Source organism: Paracoccus sp. 08 (assembly GCF_024105395.1).
GTDB lineage: Bacteria > Pseudomonadota > Alphaproteobacteria > Rhodobacterales > Rhodobacteraceae > Paracoccus > Paracoccus marcusii.
This window is the reverse complement of the sequence record NZ_WEKR01000007.1, coordinates 1-16,332: the sequence shown is the minus strand read 5'-3', so window position 1 is coordinate 16,332 and position 16,332 is coordinate 1. Positions and strand designations below refer to the sequence as shown.

The window sequence follows — 16,332 nt, the reverse complement described above, 5'->3', positions numbered from 1 at the left end:
GAAGTTCTTTTCAAGATATCCAATTTGACCCAAATATTTTATATATCCATCGATTATCGAATGGATACTTTATACAGCGTTGAATGAAATAAGACTTCTCACAAAAAATTCCGTGAAGGACTTGAGTCTATTGAAATTTAGTGGGAGATTAATAATTGAATATGAGCCAGTAGTTGGAGCGTGATATGAAAATTGGATCCTACGCTGTACTTGCAGCCGTCTTGGTCACTGCCGGTTGCGGAACTACAGCGGTAAATACCGTGGCTGGGAGCAATCCGCAGGAGCTTCCCCCAGAGTTGATCTCTCTTGCTGCGCCGGGGCAAGATGTGTCTACAGCGAGACTTCTTCCAAGTGATAATTGCTACTGGTACGAACATCGTGGGCAAGTGGAAACGACCTTGCTTCCGCTCACCACCGCTGCAGGCAGTCCTATATGTCAGAAATCACAGCCCTCAAGTTAATTAGAGGACATAAAAGAATCTATATTCTTTTAGCTGCGGGATGTCACGCTCTCTGCTGTCGAATAGAGAAACGCGGTAGAGCCTGTTTCGACCTTTGGATATAGGTCATTGATATGTGCCATGACCATCCGGACACAGCCAGAGCTCGCACTCGTCCCAATGCTTGTTGGAAACGGGGTACCATGAATGCGCAGATACGTATCTCTCTCGCCGACGTAGAGATAAAGAGCGCGAGAGCCGAGCGCATTCCTTGGGCCTGGCTCTACGCCCCCTTCAAACTGGCCATAGATTTCTGGTTCCCGAGCAATCATACTCTGCGTCGGGGTCCAGTGCGGCCATTCGACTTTTCGCTTTATCGTATAGACACCAGGTTCATATAGATCTCCCCTACCGATGGCCACGCCGTAGCGCATTGCCGTTCCACCAGCTTCAATATGGTAGAGGTATTTCGCGACAGCATCCACGTGAATGTCGCCCGGCACTAAGCCGCTATTGGCTTGCACTCTTTGCGGGAGAAAGCGCGGGTGCAATCCCCAAGGATTGGATGTGAAGGCATCATATCCGGAAGGGGTGACCTGCGCATCCCAAGCAGCTTTTTGACTCTCTGTTGGCCAAGACGCCGCAAGCAGGGGGGTGGAAATTGCGGCCGAGAAAAGCGCGGTGGTCGTTTGTACGAAGTGTCGTCTGCTTAACATATGTGAGGCTCCTTGCTTAACTCGATATCGGTTATTAATTCATTTTAATATGATTAAAAAACCGCCCATCATATTAAACCTTTTATTTTTTTATCTTCGCCCTTTTCTGATATGATTTTTTGACCCTATGTTCAGCCGATTTTCAGGCTGCTAGGGATAGATCATAACCGGAATTCCGGGTTGCAGCATTGCATAGACGTCTTCTATTTCCTGGTCAGTCAATGCCAGACAGCCTGCAGTCCAGTCCCGGTTCTTCGGTGCGAAGACATTGCCTTCGGGGCCGCGGCCATGGAACATGATATCGCTGCCCGCACTTCGACCGAATTGAGCTGCATAAGCTTTATCCTGTTCATTTGGATAAGATATGCCCACCGATAGGTGATATCGGCTCCGTGGGTTAAAACGGTCGATGTAATATAGCCCCTCGGGCGTTTTTCCGTCGCCCTCGAATTGCTTTGGGCCGAGCGGTTGGTTGCCGAGGCCAAAGTTATACGATCTCAGAACGGTTTGCCCGTTCAACAGAAACATCCGCCGCTCAGCCTTGTTCACCACGACCTGAGTAACAGGGGGCCCTGAGTACCGTTTGAACTGAGGTATCGCTCCTCTTGCCGGGGCAGTCGACGGCGCGGATTTTCCACATGCAGCGAGAAGAGCCAGCAAAGCCAGCGAGGCATGGCGCCGGGAGAAGTTTGGCATCGATCTATTTCCTGCTCGGATGTTTTTTATGATGCTTCAGGATAACGGGTAAACACTTCACTGGTACCGTCCCGGCGAACAAGCAGCACATCGTATGCGTCGCGCTTTGTTTCCGGGCCCATGCCGGGGCTTCCGTATGGCATTCCAGGAACCGTCAGGCCGAGAGCTTCAGGGCGCTCTCGAAGCAAGCGCCGGATATCGTCAGCAGGAACATGTCCTTCCAGGAAGTAGCCATCAACGCTGCCGGTATGACAGGATGTCAGTTCGATCGGTACGCCCAGATCGATCTTGTGCTGCATCAGCAAGGTGCCAAACCGCTCTTCACTCGTTACCTGAAAACCGTTCTCCCGCAGGTAATTGGTCCACTGTTTGCAGCATTCGCAGCCGCTGCCCTCCACGACATGGATGGCAGGGCGGCTTTCAGCCCAGGATAGAGACGGCAGACCGCTTGCTGCGGCTGCCATCATCATGGCGCGTCGTGTCAGTTTGATCATTTTATGCCTCTCGATCCGGCCGATGAAGATGTTTGAATGCCATCAGCTTTCCGCTTCCGAGTAGTCGCGAAGAAAGTAGCCGGTGGAGAGACGCGCAACTGTCAGCATGACGCGGTCAGTCGGTTTGGCGATCGCTGTTCGGGGCGCCGGTGTTTTCTTGATGGGATCCGTTGGCTTGCCGTCGATGCGAACTTCGTAATGAAGGTTAGGTCCACTGACGAGGCCGGTTGCGCCCACGTCACCGATTCTGGCCCCGGTGTTCAGCTCGACACCTGGAGCGATCCCTGCGGCAAAACGCGAAAGATGCGCATAGCGGGTCAAGACGCCCCCGCCATGATCGACATCGATCGTCCGACCATATCCCCGCATGGTTCCTGCAAACACGACCGTTCCTGCGCCGGTGACGCTGACCGGCGTTCCGGTCCGTGCGGCGTAATCGACCCCCGTGTGCATTCGTTGCGTGCCAAGCACGGGGTGCCGGCGTTTGCCGAAGACCGAAGACAGCCGGGCTCCCGCGACAGGCCGCGCGGACTGCTGGACCTGCGCACCATTCCGAAACAGGATGAAGGGCTCTTCAACCGAGCCGGTCACGAGCTCGAAGATGTCCGTGTTCTTTTCAACCCGCGCATAGGCGAGTTGCGGTTCACCCACGACTGTTCCATCAGGCAGAATACTTTCGCTCCACATCAATGCGATACGCTCGGTTCCCTCAAGGTCCCGAAAGTCGATCTGGCCTGCCAGGAGCGCCGCCAGGTCAACTGCGAAACTTTCGGGCGCGTTGCGGGCGGCGAGCGCCTCAAAGAGAGAGCTGTCCAGGATAAAAGTTTCCCTGCGGTCCCGAAGCAGGATCTCCGTCTTGATCAAGGATGCTTCGAGGGGTTTCGTGAAATCCAGAACGATGTCCGTTCCGTCTTGGGTCAGAAGCGAAAGACGCGCAAGTTGGGAGGGATCGTCGGAAAACACACTCCATCTGAGGATTTGCCCCGGGCTGAGGGTCGACAGGTCGAAGACATCTGAAATCGCCAGTGCGGCCTCGGCCCGGAGAGGTGCGCCGATACCAGCATGCGACAATATCGAATCCAACGTGTCTCCCGGAACGACCTCATGTCGCGACATGGGGGCAACTGCCTCGGTGAGGTGAGACAGTTCCGCCGGGGTTTCGGCGTGCGATGATGTCGTGACGGCAATCGCGCCGGCAGTCAGCAAGGCTTGCAAGATCATCAGGTCTGGTTTCCCGTCAGGCAATAAGGTCTGGCATTGGGGAGCAGGCTCCCCACGCAGCATCGATAGGTTGTCTACAGTTCGAAAAGGCGGGCGATGCAGACACCGACAATTGTTCCGGCCAAGCCGAAAGCAATCGCGTATCCACCCGCATATTGAACTCTGTCCAGTCGGGTGCCGCCGAGGGCGCGCGCACGCTGGACCCCTCGCACTCCACCGATCAGAGCCGCAATGACCGTCAGCATTGGAATTGTCGCAGCGTTTGTTGGTTCATGCCGTATCTCGCCTCTCGTCATCGACACGTGCGTGTCTGCGACCTAAAGCAGCTAGAGGTTCAAGAAAAATGCCCCTCGATCACGGTCTTGTCAGGGGATCGGGAGTTCTGATCTAATCCCGATTGCATCCGAGCCTTCTACTTCCCAGCATCCGTTTCTGTCATCGCCAGCTAATCACTGACCGGCATCGTCGATCGTGGGGTGGTTCGTAACGCACAGCGAATGATCGCCCAAGACCTCGATGACCCGACAATCGGATATCCGGTCACCCGCGCACTGGACCACCATGCGCTCAAGTTCGGTCTTCAGGGCCGTCAGGCGGGCAAGACGGCTTTCAACCTCGGCAAGCTGCGCTTTGGCGATTGCGTCGGCTGCCGCACAGGGCTGATCGGGATCGTCGGACAGGCTCAGAAGGTCGCGGATCGCCTCAAGGGAAAAGCCAAGCTCGCGGGCGTGTCGGATGAACGCCAGTCGTTCATGGGCTTTGTGCGTATAAAGGCGCTGATTACCGGCGCTGCGCTCGGCTTCGGGCAGCAGGCCGATTTGCTCGTAGTAGCGGATCGTTGGCACTTTGACCCCCGTCGACGTTCCCAGCTTTCCAATCGTCAGCATGAACATTCTCCTTGAACCTATAGCTGCTAGAGGGAGTAAACCTCCGAATCGATGATGGCAACGGCCCTGCTTTCTGCAGAGGAGAGAATGATGACGATCACGAATGAACCCGGCATGACCCTGTGCGACTGGACGGTGTCCGGAATGGATTGCGCCTCCTGCGCGACCAAGGTGCGCGGCGCGGTGTCCCGCTTGCCTGGCGTCAGGGATGTGGAGATCGGCATCATGTCCGAACGCCTGCGCCTGACCGTTGATGAACGCCTGACCGACACGGACAAGATCGAGAAAACCGTGCGTGCCCTTGGATACGGCATTCAGACCCGTGCGCCAGGAAAGAAGGATTTCGTGATCCCGGGGAATGCGCCGGAGAGCCATCATGGCCACAGTCACGCCGATCACCCCGCTGTGGCCAAGACCGACCACTCCGGCCACGGCAGTCCCGGTCACGTCCATGACGACCCTGCCGACCGCGGCAAGGCATGGTACCAGACTGGCAAGGGCAGGCTGGTCATCCTGACCGGGCTCTTGTTGGCGGCGGCTTGGGCGATGGAGCTGATCGCCCCGCAGATCGGGAGCTGGGCCTTCGTGGCGGCCTGCCTTATCGGTGTCGCCCCCGTCGCGCGTCGGGCTTTCGCCGCTGCGCGGTTGGGTCAGATCTTCACGATCGAGGGATTGATGACCATCGCTGCATTGGGCGCGCTGTTCATCAATGCCGCCGAAGAGGCTGCCTTGGTGGTCTTTCTCTTTGCCGTAGGCGAGGTCCTGGAGGGTGTTGCGGCAGGCAAAGCAAGAGACGGCATCCGGGCCTTGGCGAACCTGGTCCCGAAAACGGCGCTCTTGGAGGTGGACGGCGTGACCCGGGAGGTTGCCGCGTCTAGCCTGACGATCGGTCAGACGGTACTGGTCCGTCCCGGCGACCGGATCCCCGCAGACGGAGAGATTTCAGACGGCACGTCCGGGATCGATGAAAGCCCGGTGACCGGAGAGAGCATTCCCCGGACCCGCGGCCCGGGCGAAAATGTTTTTGCCGGTTCGATCAACACGGAAGCGGTCTTGCGGGTCACCGTGACGAAAGCGGCCGAGGACAACACCATTTCCCGGATCATCCGGCTGGTCGAGGAGGCGGAAGAAGCCCGCGCCCCCACGGAACGCTTCATCGACCGGTTCAGCCGGTGGTACATGCCTGCCATCGTCGCCGTTTCGGCGCTTGTCATCATGATCCCGCCGCTGATGTTCGGTCAGTCATGGGATACCTGGATTTATCGTGGACTGGCGCTCCTGCTGATCGGCTGCCCTTGTGCGCTGGTGATTTCGGTTCCGGCCTCGATCGCATCGAGCCTGTCCACCGGCGCGCGCCGGGGAATGCTGATGAAGGGCGGCGCAGTGATCGAGGCCGCGGCCAAGGTTTCCCATGTTGCCTTCGACAAGACCGGGACGCTGACCCACGGACGTCCGCAGGTCACCGACCTGGTGACGTTGGGAACCACGACTGAGGCGCAGTTGCTGGAGGTCGCCGCGGGCGTCGAGAGCGGATCGAGCCATCCCCTCGCCGTGGCGATCCTGGACAGGGCCAAGACGGCGGGCGTCACGCCCCTGCCCGCCCGCGATGCACGCGCCCTGACCGGACGAGGGGTCGAGGCGACCGTGGGAGATGCCCTGGCATGGGTAAGTTCACCCCGGCATGCGTCGGAGAACGATGGCCTGGACGGTCTTGGCCTGCGTCAGGCGACCATCTTCGAGGATGAGGGCAAGACCGCCGTCGCCGTCTATCGCAAAGGTGTCCCGCTCGGTCTCATCGCCATGCGTGACGAACTGCGGCGCGATGCGGCGGAGGCTGTGCGCCAGCTGGCCGAAATGGGCATCTCCTCGATCATGCTGACCGGCGACAACCCCCGCACAGCTGCCGCCATCGCCGAAGGGCTCAATATCCGCTTCGAGGCCGAGATGATGCCTGAAGACAAGCTGGCCGCCATTCGCGACATGAACGCTCAAGGTGGCGTCATGATGATCGGGGATGGCATCAATGACGCTCCTGCCCTGAAACAGGCCAGCATCGGTGTCGCGATGGGCTCCGGCACGGACGTCGCGCTGGAGACGGCCGATGCGGCCATCCTGCGCGACAGGGTGACCGACATTCCGGCCCAGATCCGGCTGGCGCGGGCCACGATGGCTAATATCCGGCAGAACGTCAGTATCGCGCTAGGGTTAAAGGCTATTTTCTTGGTCACCACCGTTCTTGGCATAACCGGTCTGTGGATCGCGATCCTGGCTGATACGGGCGCGACGGTTCTGGTGACCCTGAACGCCCTGCGCCTCTTGCGCTACAATCCCGAACAGAAGCGCTGAGGCGATGATGACTGGAATGGGCAGTGCAGCGCTGGTTCTTCTTGGCGCCTATCTGGCCCTGTTCTTCCGGGGCTCTGCGATCAATGCCCGGGAGGCGCATCGTCCGGTCTGGTTGTTCCGTCACGCCACGGGCGGCGACCGTCTTGCAGCGCTAGGCTTCCGAGCTGCGTTCGCTCTGGCCCTCCTTGGGTCGTCGGCATGGCGCCTCATGCCGAGCATGGGCGATCTGGATCCCCTGCGGGCTTTCCAAAATCCTGCGTGGATCGGTCTGGCGGGACTGTTCATGGCCAGCCTGGGCGCGATGCTGGCATTTGCCGCCCAGATGTCGATGGCTGCGTCATGGCGGATCGGTGTGGCCGAGGGCGCGACCGGCGCACTTGTCACGGGTGGATTGTTCGGTTTCAGCCGCAACCCGGTTTTTGTAGGTCAGCTCATGTTGCTGCTGGGAACCGCTCTGGTCGTGCCCTCCATCCCGACAATTTTGGGGGTCCTGCTATTCGCAGCCTCGGCGCTTGTTCAGGTCCGCTCAGAAGAACGTGAATTGCGGCGGACGCTAGGCCCTGCTTACGACACCTATTGCCAGTCCGTTCCGCGCTGGATCGGCATCCGGGAAAGGTCACTGCAATGAAGACGTTTCTGATCCTGGCGATGATCGTCGCTACTGCGGCTGCCGATCAGATTACCAAGCTCGCGGTCCTGCGCAGCTTGTCTCCCGGGGAAATTTATTCCGTCTCTCCTGGCTTCAATCTGACGCTTGGTTTCAACGAAGGGGCGAGTTTCGGCATGATGTCGGACCTTATGGCAGGTCGTCCCTTGCTGATGGTTGCCCTGACAGGTGCCCTGGCGATCATCTTTGCGGGAATGGCCTTCCGGGCGGACACGAGGCGCGAAGGCATAGGCCTCGCACTGATCGTGGGTGGCGCTGTGGGCAATATCATCGACCGCCTGCGGCAAGGTGCCGTGACCGATTTTCTGGATGTCTACTGGCGTGATTGGCACTGGCCGACCTTTAACGGGGCCGACATCGCGATCAGCCTCGGCGCCTTGCTTGTGTTGACAGCCATGCTCCGTCCCTCCCGCTCGAAGGAACTCTCTTTTGACCGCACCTGAACCCCGGGGCCTGTCCCGGACTGATGTCGCAATATCAACCGCCTTTCTGGTCGCACTCGCCGCTACGCTCGGCGCGCTGTTCATCGGCGAGATACTGGGGCAGATGCCCTGCACCCTGTGCTGGTATCAAAGGATCGCCATGTTTCCGCTAGTGCCTGTCCTGGCCGTCTCGCTGTGGCGCGGTGACGGTCTGGCACGTCTCTACGGATTGCCGCTGGCGCTGGCCGGGCTGGTCCTTTCCGGCTGGCATTCGGGACTTTACGCGGGACTGATCCCGCAGAGCATCGCGCCTTGCACCAAGGACGGCCCGTCCTGCACCGACCAGGCGCAGACAATCCTGAGCCTGCCCATCCCCTATCTTGCATTTGCCGCCTTTGCAGCCGTTCTGGCCTGCCTCATCGTGTCGAAAGGAAAACGCCCATGAACCGCCGCACCGTACTCATCGGAACATCTGCCATCGGGATTGCCGCCTTTGCCGGCGGCGCGCTCGTGCTGACGCGCAATCGTCAGGCCGAAGCGGATACCCTGGCCGCTGCTGCCCCGGCTGTGGAAACGGACATGCTGGTCCGCGGTCACGCGCCCAGCTTTGGACCAGAAGACGCCCCGGTCACGCTGGTCGAGTTCTTCGATCCATCTTGTGAGGCCTGCCGCGCCTTTCATCCGGTCGTTCAGGACATTCGCGCACAATTCCCCGATCAGGTTCGCATCGTGATGCGCTACGCAGTGTTTCACGAGGGGTCCGACGAGGCGGTCCGCATCCTGGAGACTGCGCGCATGCAGGACAAGTTCGAGCCTGTCCTCGATGCGCTGTTGGAACGGCAGCCGGAATGGGCTGTCCATGGCGCACCGCGGATGGACCTTGCATGGCAAATTGCGGCTGCGGCCGGTCTGGATATGGAAAAGGCGCAGACAGCCCGTCTGTCCCCCGATATCGTCGGCATCCTCAATCAGGACGCGGCCGATATCGCGGCGATCGGCGTACGCCAGACACCGACCTTCTTTCTCAATGGTCGCCAGATGACGGATATCAGCATGGACAGCCTGCTTGCGGATGTGCGCAGTGCCGTGGAGGCATCCTGACCGCGCGGCCTAGGCCCGATCGGCGTAGGCCGCGAACAAGGCCAGTGTGCGCTCACTGACGTGATGCTCGATCCCTTCGGCATCTCGTTCCGCCGTCTCGGCATCCAGGCCGAGGCGGATCAGGAACCGCAGCACAATGGCATGGCGGCGGCGGCATTCCAATGCCAGTCGTCGTCCTTCTTCTGTCAGAAAGACGGACCTGTATCGCTCGCGGGTGATCAGCCCCTCACGGGCCAGGCGATCCAGGGCCTTGGTGACCGTCGGGGCGCGCACCCCCAATCGTGCGGCGATATCCACCGGCCGGGCTTCACCCTGTTCATGGATCAGCTCTGCGATCAGTTCGACGTAGTCTTCGGCCAACTCGTTGCGCCGGGCAGCACGGACGCCATGGAAGGCCTCTGCCCGATTGTCCGGGTGCACAGTATCGCTGGCGGTTGCGGTGGCATGATTGTCTGCGGTCATCTTGCAAGTGTCGCACTTATCGATTGACGGGTAAAGCCAACGGGTAGATTGTTAGCCACAGCTAACTTTTCCTTTCAATGAAGGTTGCGCCGATGTCCCCCGGAGCCTGGCGCCACGAGCGCGACACCCCCTCCCTGTCGGAAGTGTTCCGCACGATCGCCGTTGGCGGCGGCACGACGCGTTTCCGGCGCTTTCTATCCTTTATAGGTCCGGGCTATCTGGTTGCTGTTGGATACATGGACCCTGGGAACTGGGCGACGTCCTTGGCCGGCGGTGCCGCGTTTGGCTATACTCTCCTGTTCGTCGCCCTCTTATCCAACATCATGGCGATCCTGCTGCAATCGCTGTGTGCGCGCCTTGCCGTCGCGTCCGGGCGGGACCTGGCGCAGGCTTGTCGCGATGCCTATCCCCGGTGGGTGTCCATACCGCTCTGGATCTTTGCCGAACTGGCCATCATCGCAACCGACCTGGCTGAGGTGATCGGGACCGCCATCGGCCTCAACCTGCTGTTCGGCATCCCTTTGGAAATTGGCATCTTCATCACGGCAGCCGATGTCTTTCTAATCCTGTGGCTTCAGAACAAAGGCTTTCGTTGGGTTGAGGCTTTCATCATCGCTTTGCTGGGGACGATTACCGCTTGCTTTGCGGTTCTGATCGCGCAGGCCGATCCCGAATGGAGTGCGGTGATCGCAGGCTTTGCGCCAAGCCGGGAAATCATCGGCAATCCCGACATGTTGTATCTGGCGCTCGGCATCATCGGGGCGACCGTCATGCCGCACAACCTCTACCTGCATTCTGGCATCGTACAGACCCGAGCCTACGGGTTGGACCTGCCGTCGAAGCGGGAAGCCCTTCGTCTGGCAACCTGGGATTCCACGATTGCCCTGATGTTTGCCTTAACGATCAACGCATCGATCCTGATCCTAGCGGCCGCGGCCTTTCATACTGTGGGAGAGACGAATGTCGCCGAAATCGACAAGGCGCACTTGCTTCTTGAACCCTTGCTGGGGTCGCAAATCGCCCCGATCCTGTTTGGATTGGCACTTCTCTGTTCAGGTCTGAACTCGACCGTCACCGCAACCATGGCGGGTCAGATCGTCATGGAAGGCTTTGTGAGACTCAGGCTGCAACCTTGGTTGCGCCGTCTGATCACAAGGGGGTTCGCGATCCTGCCCGCGACAGTGGTGATCCTGATTTATGGAAGCGAAGGAACGGGTCAGCTGCTCATTCTCAGTCAGGTTGTCCTGTCATTCCAGCTGCCCTTCGCGATCGTGCCCCTGGTGATGTTTACGGCCAGTCGGGCCAAGATGGGTCCGATGGTCTCGCCCCGATGGCTCACCGCCCTGTGCGTGTTGATCGCCATCACCATCATCGTACTGAACGTGAATCTGCTGATCACAGTACTGGCCTGATCATGGTGTCACCAATGCGTGACGCAAAGCTTTCCAGCTTGAAGCTCATGTGGCTAGAGGCTTTAGGCCGCATGACGAAATAACGGATGCAGGTGTCATGCGATTGAACAAGCTTCAAAAGGGCCTTTGGGCATTGGTTGCCGTAGCGCTGATGGCCGTTGGCGCTGCGGTCGTTTTCATCGACCGGTCATCACCCTCCGTCGAGCAGGCAGAGTTTCGTCCGATCTTCGCGCTTCCTGATGCCGATGGGCGGTTGCGCAGCCAAGCCGATTTTCCGGGCAAGCATCTGCTGGTCTTTTTCGGTTTCACGAACTGTCCCGACATCTGTCCGACAACCTTGGCCGAGGTCGCTCAGGTTATGGACGATCTGGGCGAACTGTCCAACGACGTGCAGCCGCTCTTTATTTCGATCGACCCCGAGCGCGACAGAGAGCTAGGCCTCGACGAGTATACAGAGGCATTTCACCCTTCCATTCTCGGCCTGGCCGGGGATGCGGCACAAACCCGTGCTGCGGCGGACAGCTTTCGCATCTATTACGAGCGTGAAGACAACGCGGACGCGCCTGATGGATATGCCATTTCCCACAGCCCTGCCCTTTACCTGATCAGTCCTGAAGGTGACTGGCTTGGCCAGTTTACCTATGGCACGCCCGCCTCCGAAATCCTCGCTGAACTCAAAGCCAGATTGTGAAGTCATGAAACGCATCTTTGCCACCCTCGCTCTGATCGCCGCTGCGGGCCCTGCTTTGGCCTGCGAAACCGTGACAACCGGTTCGTTGGAGGTCTCTCAGGCCTGGTCCCGTGCCTCCATTGGTACAGCGCGGCCCGGCGTGGTCTATCTGACCATCCGCAATTCCGGCACTTCAGATGACGCACTGATGTCCATCACCACACCTGCAGCAGATATGCCCATGCTGCACCAGACGGTCATGACCGACGGGATCGCCTCGATGCCCCATGCGATGGAGGTTCCGGTCCCCGCAGGGGGCCAGGTCGCACTGGAACCAGGGGGCTATCACGCCATGCTGATGGATTTGACCCAAGTTCTGGAAGAGGGCGAGACCTTCCCAGTGACACTGACGTTTCGCGATGCCGGTGAGGTGACCATTCCCGTCACCGTCCAGAATATCGGCGCAAGCGCGCCGACCTGCAAATCACCCGACGAATGAGGTCAGCAACCCTGCTGCGCGGAGTTGCCATGGCTGGGGCTGCGGTGGTGTTCATGCTGTCTGTTGGCTGGTGGCAAACGCGTGATCGGGCACAGGACACTGCGGGCGTTCTGCCCCTCTCGATCGATCGCATGTCATTCAAGCTGATGGATCAGGATGGAAAGACGGTCGAGCCGCAGGATTGGCTGGGTCGCCCGACAATGGTGTTCTTCGGTTTCACCTGGTGTCCGGATATTTGCCCCACCACGCTCAGTGACATCTCCGGCTGGCTTGAGGCCCTCGGGCCCCAAGCGGACCAGATGAATACGGTTCTGATTTCAGTAGATCCGGAACGCGACACTCCGGAAATCCTAGGCGATTACCTGTCGAATTTCGATCCCCGCATAACGGGGCTGACGGGCCCCCTGCCCCAGATCAAGGCTGCTGCGGAAGGATTTCGGGCCACATACAGAAAAGTGTCCGCAGAGGAGGGCGATTACACGATGGATCACACTGCAGGCGTGTTTTTGTTTGATGCCGATGGTTGTTTTGCCAATATCATCGACTATCATGAAGACCCTCGTTACGCGGTCCCGAAAATAACTCGTATCATTAATTAGAAAAACGCAGAATCCGATTGTGTCAGCGTAAGGCATTCCGCGAATGGGGCATCTCCTTTTACTACAGCTAGTGAGTGCGTGGGAATGATGGAGGGTCCGGTAATGGGAACGATGATGCTGGCATGCGGGCTGTTCATGCTGCTCGTGGTGGTGGTACTCACGCTGGCCATTATGGCGCTGGTGAAACATCTTCTGAGGCGGGATGAAAAGGCTTAGCCTGACCCAGACTTACGCAGGGGCCCTTGCACTGGCTGCATGAGCAACGCAGCCAGAAGTGAGGGTTTAGCCTTTATTGGCGATCGTTTGACGGTCGGTGACGCTACCTTCGAACAGGAGATCTACGCTAGCACCTGTGCGCCATGCCGCAGCGCGGGCCTCAAGCGCCAGCCCGACTGGAAGCACAGGCTAGAAAACAGTCGCAGGTCAGCTCCGCCATACGACAAAACCGGCCCATGTGGCACCCTGCCAACAGTCAGCTGTTCCGATATCCTCGTCCTTGAAGACCAGTAGGCGTCAGTTCTTAGCCTTCGTCACTTTGCCATTTCCGGGGAGTTGCTCATCGGTCTGGAGGAGATCAGTGCCGGCGTGACCCTCCTTGATGAGGTGACCCACCACAAAGCCGCCGTGGCAGAGCAGAAGACTACAACGGCCGGTACTCTTCGGCAGTACTCCAGCGAGTTGGTCGCTGTCCTGAGCCAATTCCAATTACCCATTGGCAGTGCGGGCTCAGCAAATTTCGGAAGAAGGCTGTCGAGCCCCTATGCGAACAGACGATCTGCTATGCCTCAATGCCCCATATCGGCGGCCTGACACTGCCAGACACATCCTGTTCATCATGCCTTTGTGATGAAGCATTGCACTTGGGCGTGATGGCGGGACGCAAGATTGCTGCCTGAAACTTGTTATCCGTCACAATACGCCCCCGTGGCGACGTGTCTCTTGATACATAGAATGCGTCATGCTTTGCGTACGATGAAGTTGCGCGCTTCACATATGATGGACTTGTAACATTCATCTCGAGGATCGCCATGCCACAAGTGTCCACCCCACAGTCCGCTCTTTCTGCCAGCCCGGCCGACAGTGCTGCAATTCAAAATGCGCTTGATACCGTGCGCGAGACACTGGGGATGGAAGTCGCCTATCTCTCCGAATTCGTACAGGAACGTGCGGTATTTCGAGCGGTCAGTGCCCCTGGCCTCGAGGCGATGATCCGCCCGAGCCAGAGCATGGATCTGAGGGAAGTCTACTGCAAACACATCCTGGATGGCGGTCTGCCCAGCTTGATCACCGATACCAGTCAGCACGCAATAGCGACTGATTTGCCGATCACGCAGATGATCCCGATCGGCAGCCATCTGTCCGTGCCGGTCAGGCGGGCCGATGGCAGCGTCTTTGGAATGTTCTGTTTTCTCAGCCGCCATGCAAGGCCCGATCTTGGGCAGGAAGATCTGACCATGGTGCTGGCACAGTCTGTGGGTGTCGGGACACGGCTGTTCGGAGCACCGGATCGTGCCACTGACAGGGAAAGTTAACCGATAATTCCAGTTCCATACGGTTTAGTGCTCAGGGGGCATAGCAAGCCGCCATGCCAGGCCTGATCCGGGACGGGGTGACCTGACCAAAGTAGGGAAGGGTCCTTTGAGGTGGGAACGCGGCAGTTTGGTCATCAGATCACTCCGCCCGCAGCGGTAAGACCCGGCGGGCGAGGCACCAAATCAGATCTTCGCATCCGAAGCATCGGTAGGTGTCGCGTTGTCCTTAACCCCGGCACACAACGCATTGGGCGGCGTTTGTTACCATTAAATATGATATTCAGGCGCCAGCTCGCGGAAGTCTTCTCCTGTTCCGCACGATAATACGGTAAACCGCAGCGAGCAGCGTCTAATCCCACGCATCGCCACAGTCTTCGTCATCACCTTCCATCGCTGCCAACCGTCCAACTCCGCGCACCTTGTGTCAGCTTTAATGGCAGGAATGTCGAATTTAACGGCAAGATACCGCCTTTGATGGCAAAGCCGCTCCATTGAGTTTATTGAGTTTCGTATACCGTATTTAAGAGCCACGCGACACAAGGGCACACCTTCGAGTCTCTGTACGGACGGAGATCTGCCTGCGTAGCGGAGCGGGAGCCTGAGAGGCGACGCACATCTCTGCCAACGTCAAATCGCCGCGCGCCACATCCGATACCGCCCCTGTCCGGTCATCTCCCGGATCAGACCCTGTTCCTCCATCCAGGCGAGGTTGCGCTGAACGGCCGCGCGACTGGCGCCGGTCAGGGCCTCAGCCATCGGGGCGGAGATGAGCGGCCATTCGGTCAGCACGGCGCGCAAGGCCGGTGGCGTGCGGCCCGACAGCGGGATCATTGCAATCTGCGCCCTCTCGGCCCAAACCTCGATATCATCCAGATGGCGCATCGCGGTCAGGCATGCCGTTTCCATTCCGTCGAGCCACCGCGCCAGACGCTCAGCGGGCGGGCCACCAGCACGCAACCCCCCTGCCCCGCCCATGGCCAGAGGCGCGAAGACCGCACCCTTACCGTCGCTGGCCGCGATCCGTGCGGCTGTGACCACCTTTTCAATCTGATCACCTTGCTGCCCAAGCCCAGCAAAGCTCCAGAGGTGAAAGCCCATGCAAGCGCGGGTGATGGGATGCAGAGCCACGGCTTGCGCCATCAGGTCAAGCCAACCGCCTGCGCGATCCGCGAAGGGCTCCGCATCAGGCCCCATGTTCTCCGGGTCGCGGCGGTCGAGAAAGGCGGACAGGTCCCCTTCCGGACCGGGCCCGCCTGTCAGCCGGCGCACTGCCCACCCGATACCCGCGAGCGCACCGGTATCGTCCTGCACGCCAGACAGGCGCAGCGAGATCCACAGTGCGAGCCGGTCTGCCCCGATGCGGTCACCGGCAAACCAGCTCAGATCACCTGCCTCAAGCAGCGCCAGCCTGTGCCGCCAGCCCTTCGGGCCACGCCGCAGCCGATCGTCCAGTGCCCCGAGCCTGCCCGCAACTCGGGCAAGACGAGCTGCACTGCCCGCCTCTGACGTCCGCCAGTCATCGATGATCCTGAAATCACGGGGTTCAGCCCGTGGCCCGGGCGGCAGGTCGTCAGGCGCGTCGTCGATCGGACCGGGCAGAAACCACAGGTCGTCCTCCGATGTCTCATCGACCTCTTCGGTACCCGGAAGAGCGTCGATAAAATAGCCAGGTATAATAGGTCCTTGGGTCTTCATAGGTGCAGAATACATATCTTTTGCATCTTACCTAAGGGTTTAATTTTGAGGTGTCAGCGGCCGATGTGGAGCATGTCCGCGCAATGTCCTCGGTTAGCTCTCTGGATGTGCTCGCAGGGTCAAAACCCCGGGCTTTTTGCGGAGCAGCGTCACAGAATGGGGCGTTGCATCTGTTTACAAACGGTCGTTTACTTACGTCTACATGTTATGAAAGGTAGCCCTATATGCCGCTGATTGGCTATGCCCGCGTCTCTACGGATGATCAGACACTGCTGCCGCAGGCCCAAGCTCTGAAAGCCGCAGGTTGCTCAGTCATCCGCGAGGAGCACGGCTCCGGAGGCAATCGCGCCCGCCCCGTCCTGACAAGCGTCCTGGACGGTATCCGCAAGGGAGACACGCTGGTCGTCGTTCGGATCGACCGACTGGCCCGATCCCTCTCGCATCTGCTGGAGATCATCGAGCAACTCGAAGCA

General features: G+C 59.2%; 18 protein-coding genes. 11 read left to right on the top strand and 7 right to left on the bottom strand.

Annotated features, from left to right (window positions below):
• Nucleotides 1-490: 490 nt before the first annotated feature.
• The 5 genes from GBO37_RS03665 to GBO37_RS03645 form a co-directional block, all read right to left on the bottom strand.
• Nucleotides 491-1,156: a L,D-transpeptidase gene (locus GBO37_RS03665; RefSeq protein WP_084697168.1), complete on the bottom strand. Its 666-nt coding sequence runs from the start codon at nucleotides 1,154-1,156 to the stop codon at nucleotides 491-493.
• Nucleotides 1,157-1,306: 150 nt separating this feature from the next.
• Nucleotides 1,307-1,852 carry a murein L,D-transpeptidase family protein gene (locus GBO37_RS03660; protein ID WP_084697167.1) on the bottom strand — a complete coding sequence of 182 codons (546 nt, stop codon included), beginning with the start codon at nucleotides 1,850-1,852 and terminating at the stop codon, nucleotides 1,307-1,309.
• 26 nt (nucleotides 1,853-1,878) lie between these two features.
• Nucleotides 1,879-2,346, bottom strand: a complete 468-nt coding sequence (locus tag GBO37_RS03655) for a DUF411 domain-containing protein (RefSeq protein WP_084697166.1) — start codon at nucleotides 2,344-2,346, stop codon at nucleotides 1,879-1,881.
• 42 nt (nucleotides 2,347-2,388) lie between these two features.
• Nucleotides 2,389-3,567 (bottom strand): M23 family metallopeptidase, encoded by a 1,179-nt coding sequence (locus GBO37_RS03650; protein ID WP_052714540.1) that lies wholly within the window; start codon nucleotides 3,565-3,567, stop codon nucleotides 2,389-2,391.
• Nucleotides 3,568-4,016: 449 nt separating this feature from the next.
• Nucleotides 4,017-4,454, bottom strand: coding sequence for a helix-turn-helix domain-containing protein (locus GBO37_RS03645; protein ID WP_045980921.1), 438 nt, complete (start codon nucleotides 4,452-4,454; stop codon nucleotides 4,017-4,019).
• A 114-nt stretch (nucleotides 4,455-4,568) separates the two neighbouring features.
• Here GBO37_RS03645 and GBO37_RS03640 point away from each other — a divergent pair, with 114 nt between their 5' ends.
• The 5 genes from GBO37_RS03640 to GBO37_RS03620 are packed head-to-tail and all read left to right on the top strand — an operon-like array spanning nucleotide 4,569 to nucleotide 8,990.
• Entirely contained in the window at nucleotides 4,569-6,800 is a 2,232-nt protein-coding gene (locus tag GBO37_RS03640; RefSeq protein ID WP_252927345.1) for a heavy metal translocating P-type ATPase, read from the top strand.
• Between the two features lie 16 nt (nucleotides 6,801-6,816).
• Nucleotides 6,817-7,428 (top strand): isoprenylcysteine carboxylmethyltransferase family protein, encoded by a 612-nt coding sequence (locus tag GBO37_RS03635; protein ID WP_162198019.1) that lies wholly within the window; start codon nucleotides 6,817-6,819, stop codon nucleotides 7,426-7,428.
• A complete protein-coding gene (lspA, locus tag GBO37_RS03630; RefSeq protein WP_045980906.1) occupies nucleotides 7,425-7,910 on the top strand; it encodes a signal peptidase II in 486 nt (161 codons plus the stop codon). Before GBO37_RS03635 ends, lspA begins: the two co-directional genes overlap by 4 nt.
• Nucleotides 7,911-7,920: 10 nt before the next feature.
• Entirely contained in the window at nucleotides 7,921-8,334 is a 414-nt protein-coding gene (locus GBO37_RS03625; RefSeq protein ID WP_045980918.1) for a disulfide bond formation protein B, read from the top strand.
• On the top strand, nucleotides 8,331-8,990 hold the full coding sequence (locus GBO37_RS03620) for a thioredoxin domain-containing protein (RefSeq protein WP_045980905.1): 660 nt from the start codon (nucleotides 8,331-8,333) through the stop codon (nucleotides 8,988-8,990). The genes GBO37_RS03625 and GBO37_RS03620 overlap by 4 nt, the downstream gene beginning before the upstream one ends.
• Nucleotides 8,991-8,999: 9 nt before the next feature.
• On the opposite strand, the gene mntR is transcribed toward GBO37_RS03620, so the two are convergent.
• Entirely contained in the window at nucleotides 9,000-9,452 is a 453-nt protein-coding gene (gene mntR, locus GBO37_RS03615) for a manganese-binding transcriptional regulator MntR (RefSeq protein ID WP_042252241.1), read from the bottom strand.
• Between the two features lie 92 nt (nucleotides 9,453-9,544).
• On the opposite strand from mntR, the gene GBO37_RS03610 reads away from it, so the two are divergent.
• The 5 genes from GBO37_RS03610 to GBO37_RS03590 all read left to right on the top strand — a co-directional run bounded on the left by GBO37_RS03610 (nucleotide 9,545) and on the right by GBO37_RS03590 (nucleotide 14,164).
• Nucleotides 9,545-10,864 (top strand): Nramp family divalent metal transporter, encoded by a 1,320-nt coding sequence (locus GBO37_RS03610; protein WP_204245702.1) that lies wholly within the window; start codon nucleotides 9,545-9,547, stop codon nucleotides 10,862-10,864.
• A gap of 97 nt (nucleotides 10,865-10,961) precedes the next feature.
• Complete coding sequence (locus GBO37_RS03605; protein ID WP_045980902.1) at nucleotides 10,962-11,555, top strand: SCO family protein; 594 nt, start codon at nucleotides 10,962-10,964, stop codon at nucleotides 11,553-11,555.
• A gap of 4 nt (nucleotides 11,556-11,559) precedes the next feature.
• Complete coding sequence (locus tag GBO37_RS03600; protein WP_045980901.1) at nucleotides 11,560-12,033, top strand: copper chaperone PCu(A)C; 474 nt, start codon at nucleotides 11,560-11,562, stop codon at nucleotides 12,031-12,033.
• A gap of 29 nt (nucleotides 12,034-12,062) precedes the next feature.
• Entirely contained in the window at nucleotides 12,063-12,632 is a 570-nt protein-coding gene (locus GBO37_RS03595) for an SCO family protein (protein WP_239441257.1), read from the top strand.
• A 1,028-nt stretch (nucleotides 12,633-13,660) separates the two neighbouring features.
• Nucleotides 13,661-14,164, top strand: a complete 504-nt coding sequence (locus tag GBO37_RS03590; RefSeq protein WP_139085938.1) for a GAF domain-containing protein — start codon at nucleotides 13,661-13,663, stop codon at nucleotides 14,162-14,164.
• Nucleotides 14,165-14,791: 627 nt separating this feature from the next.
• On the opposite strand, the gene GBO37_RS03585 is transcribed toward GBO37_RS03590, so the two are convergent.
• Nucleotides 14,792-15,859, bottom strand: a complete 1,068-nt coding sequence (locus tag GBO37_RS03585) for a hypothetical protein (RefSeq protein WP_252927342.1) — start codon at nucleotides 15,857-15,859, stop codon at nucleotides 14,792-14,794.
• A 224-nt stretch (nucleotides 15,860-16,083) separates the two neighbouring features.
• Between GBO37_RS03585 and GBO37_RS03580 the strand changes: the two genes are divergently transcribed.
• Nucleotides 16,084-16,332 (top strand): recombinase family protein (locus GBO37_RS03580; protein WP_252927297.1); only part of this gene is annotated, 249 nt, incomplete at its 3' end.

Excerpts from the sequence above, each read along its gene's own strand:
- GBO37_RS03665 (WP_084697168.1), bottom strand. The coding sequence starts at position 1,156 with ATGTTAAGCAGACGACACTTCGTACAAACGACCACCGCGCTTTTCTCG.
- GBO37_RS03660 (WP_084697167.1), bottom strand. The coding sequence starts at position 1,852 with ATGCCAAACTTCTCCCGGCGCCATGCCTCGCTGGCTTTGCTGGCTCTT.
- GBO37_RS03655 (WP_084697166.1), bottom strand. The coding sequence starts at position 2,346 with ATGATCAAACTGACACGACGCGCCATGATGATGGCAGCCGCAGCAAGC.
- GBO37_RS03650 (WP_052714540.1), bottom strand. The coding sequence starts at position 3,567 with ATGATCTTGCAAGCCTTGCTGACTGCCGGCGCGATTGCCGTCACGACA.
- GBO37_RS03645 (WP_045980921.1), bottom strand. The coding sequence starts at position 4,454 with ATGCTGACGATTGGAAAGCTGGGAACGTCGACGGGGGTCAAAGTGCCA.
- GBO37_RS03640 (WP_252927345.1), top strand. The coding sequence starts at position 4,569 with ATGACCCTGTGCGACTGGACGGTGTCCGGAATGGATTGCGCCTCCTGC.
- GBO37_RS03635 (WP_162198019.1), top strand. The coding sequence starts at position 6,817 with ATGGGCAGTGCAGCGCTGGTTCTTCTTGGCGCCTATCTGGCCCTGTTC.
- lspA (WP_045980906.1), top strand. The coding sequence starts at position 7,425 with ATGAAGACGTTTCTGATCCTGGCGATGATCGTCGCTACTGCGGCTGCC.
- GBO37_RS03620 (WP_045980905.1), top strand. The coding sequence starts at position 8,331 with ATGAACCGCCGCACCGTACTCATCGGAACATCTGCCATCGGGATTGCC.
- mntR (WP_042252241.1), bottom strand. The coding sequence starts at position 9,452 with ATGACCGCAGACAATCATGCCACCGCAACCGCCAGCGATACTGTGCAC.
- GBO37_RS03610 (WP_204245702.1), top strand. The coding sequence starts at position 9,545 with ATGTCCCCCGGAGCCTGGCGCCACGAGCGCGACACCCCCTCCCTGTCG.
- GBO37_RS03605 (WP_045980902.1), top strand. The coding sequence starts at position 10,962 with ATGCGATTGAACAAGCTTCAAAAGGGCCTTTGGGCATTGGTTGCCGTA.
- GBO37_RS03600 (WP_045980901.1), top strand. The coding sequence starts at position 11,560 with ATGAAACGCATCTTTGCCACCCTCGCTCTGATCGCCGCTGCGGGCCCT.
- GBO37_RS03595 (WP_239441257.1), top strand. The coding sequence starts at position 12,063 with ATGGCTGGGGCTGCGGTGGTGTTCATGCTGTCTGTTGGCTGGTGGCAA.
- GBO37_RS03590 (WP_139085938.1), top strand. The coding sequence starts at position 13,661 with ATGCCACAAGTGTCCACCCCACAGTCCGCTCTTTCTGCCAGCCCGGCC.
- GBO37_RS03585 (WP_252927342.1), bottom strand. The coding sequence starts at position 15,859 with ATGAAGACCCAAGGACCTATTATACCTGGCTATTTTATCGACGCTCTT.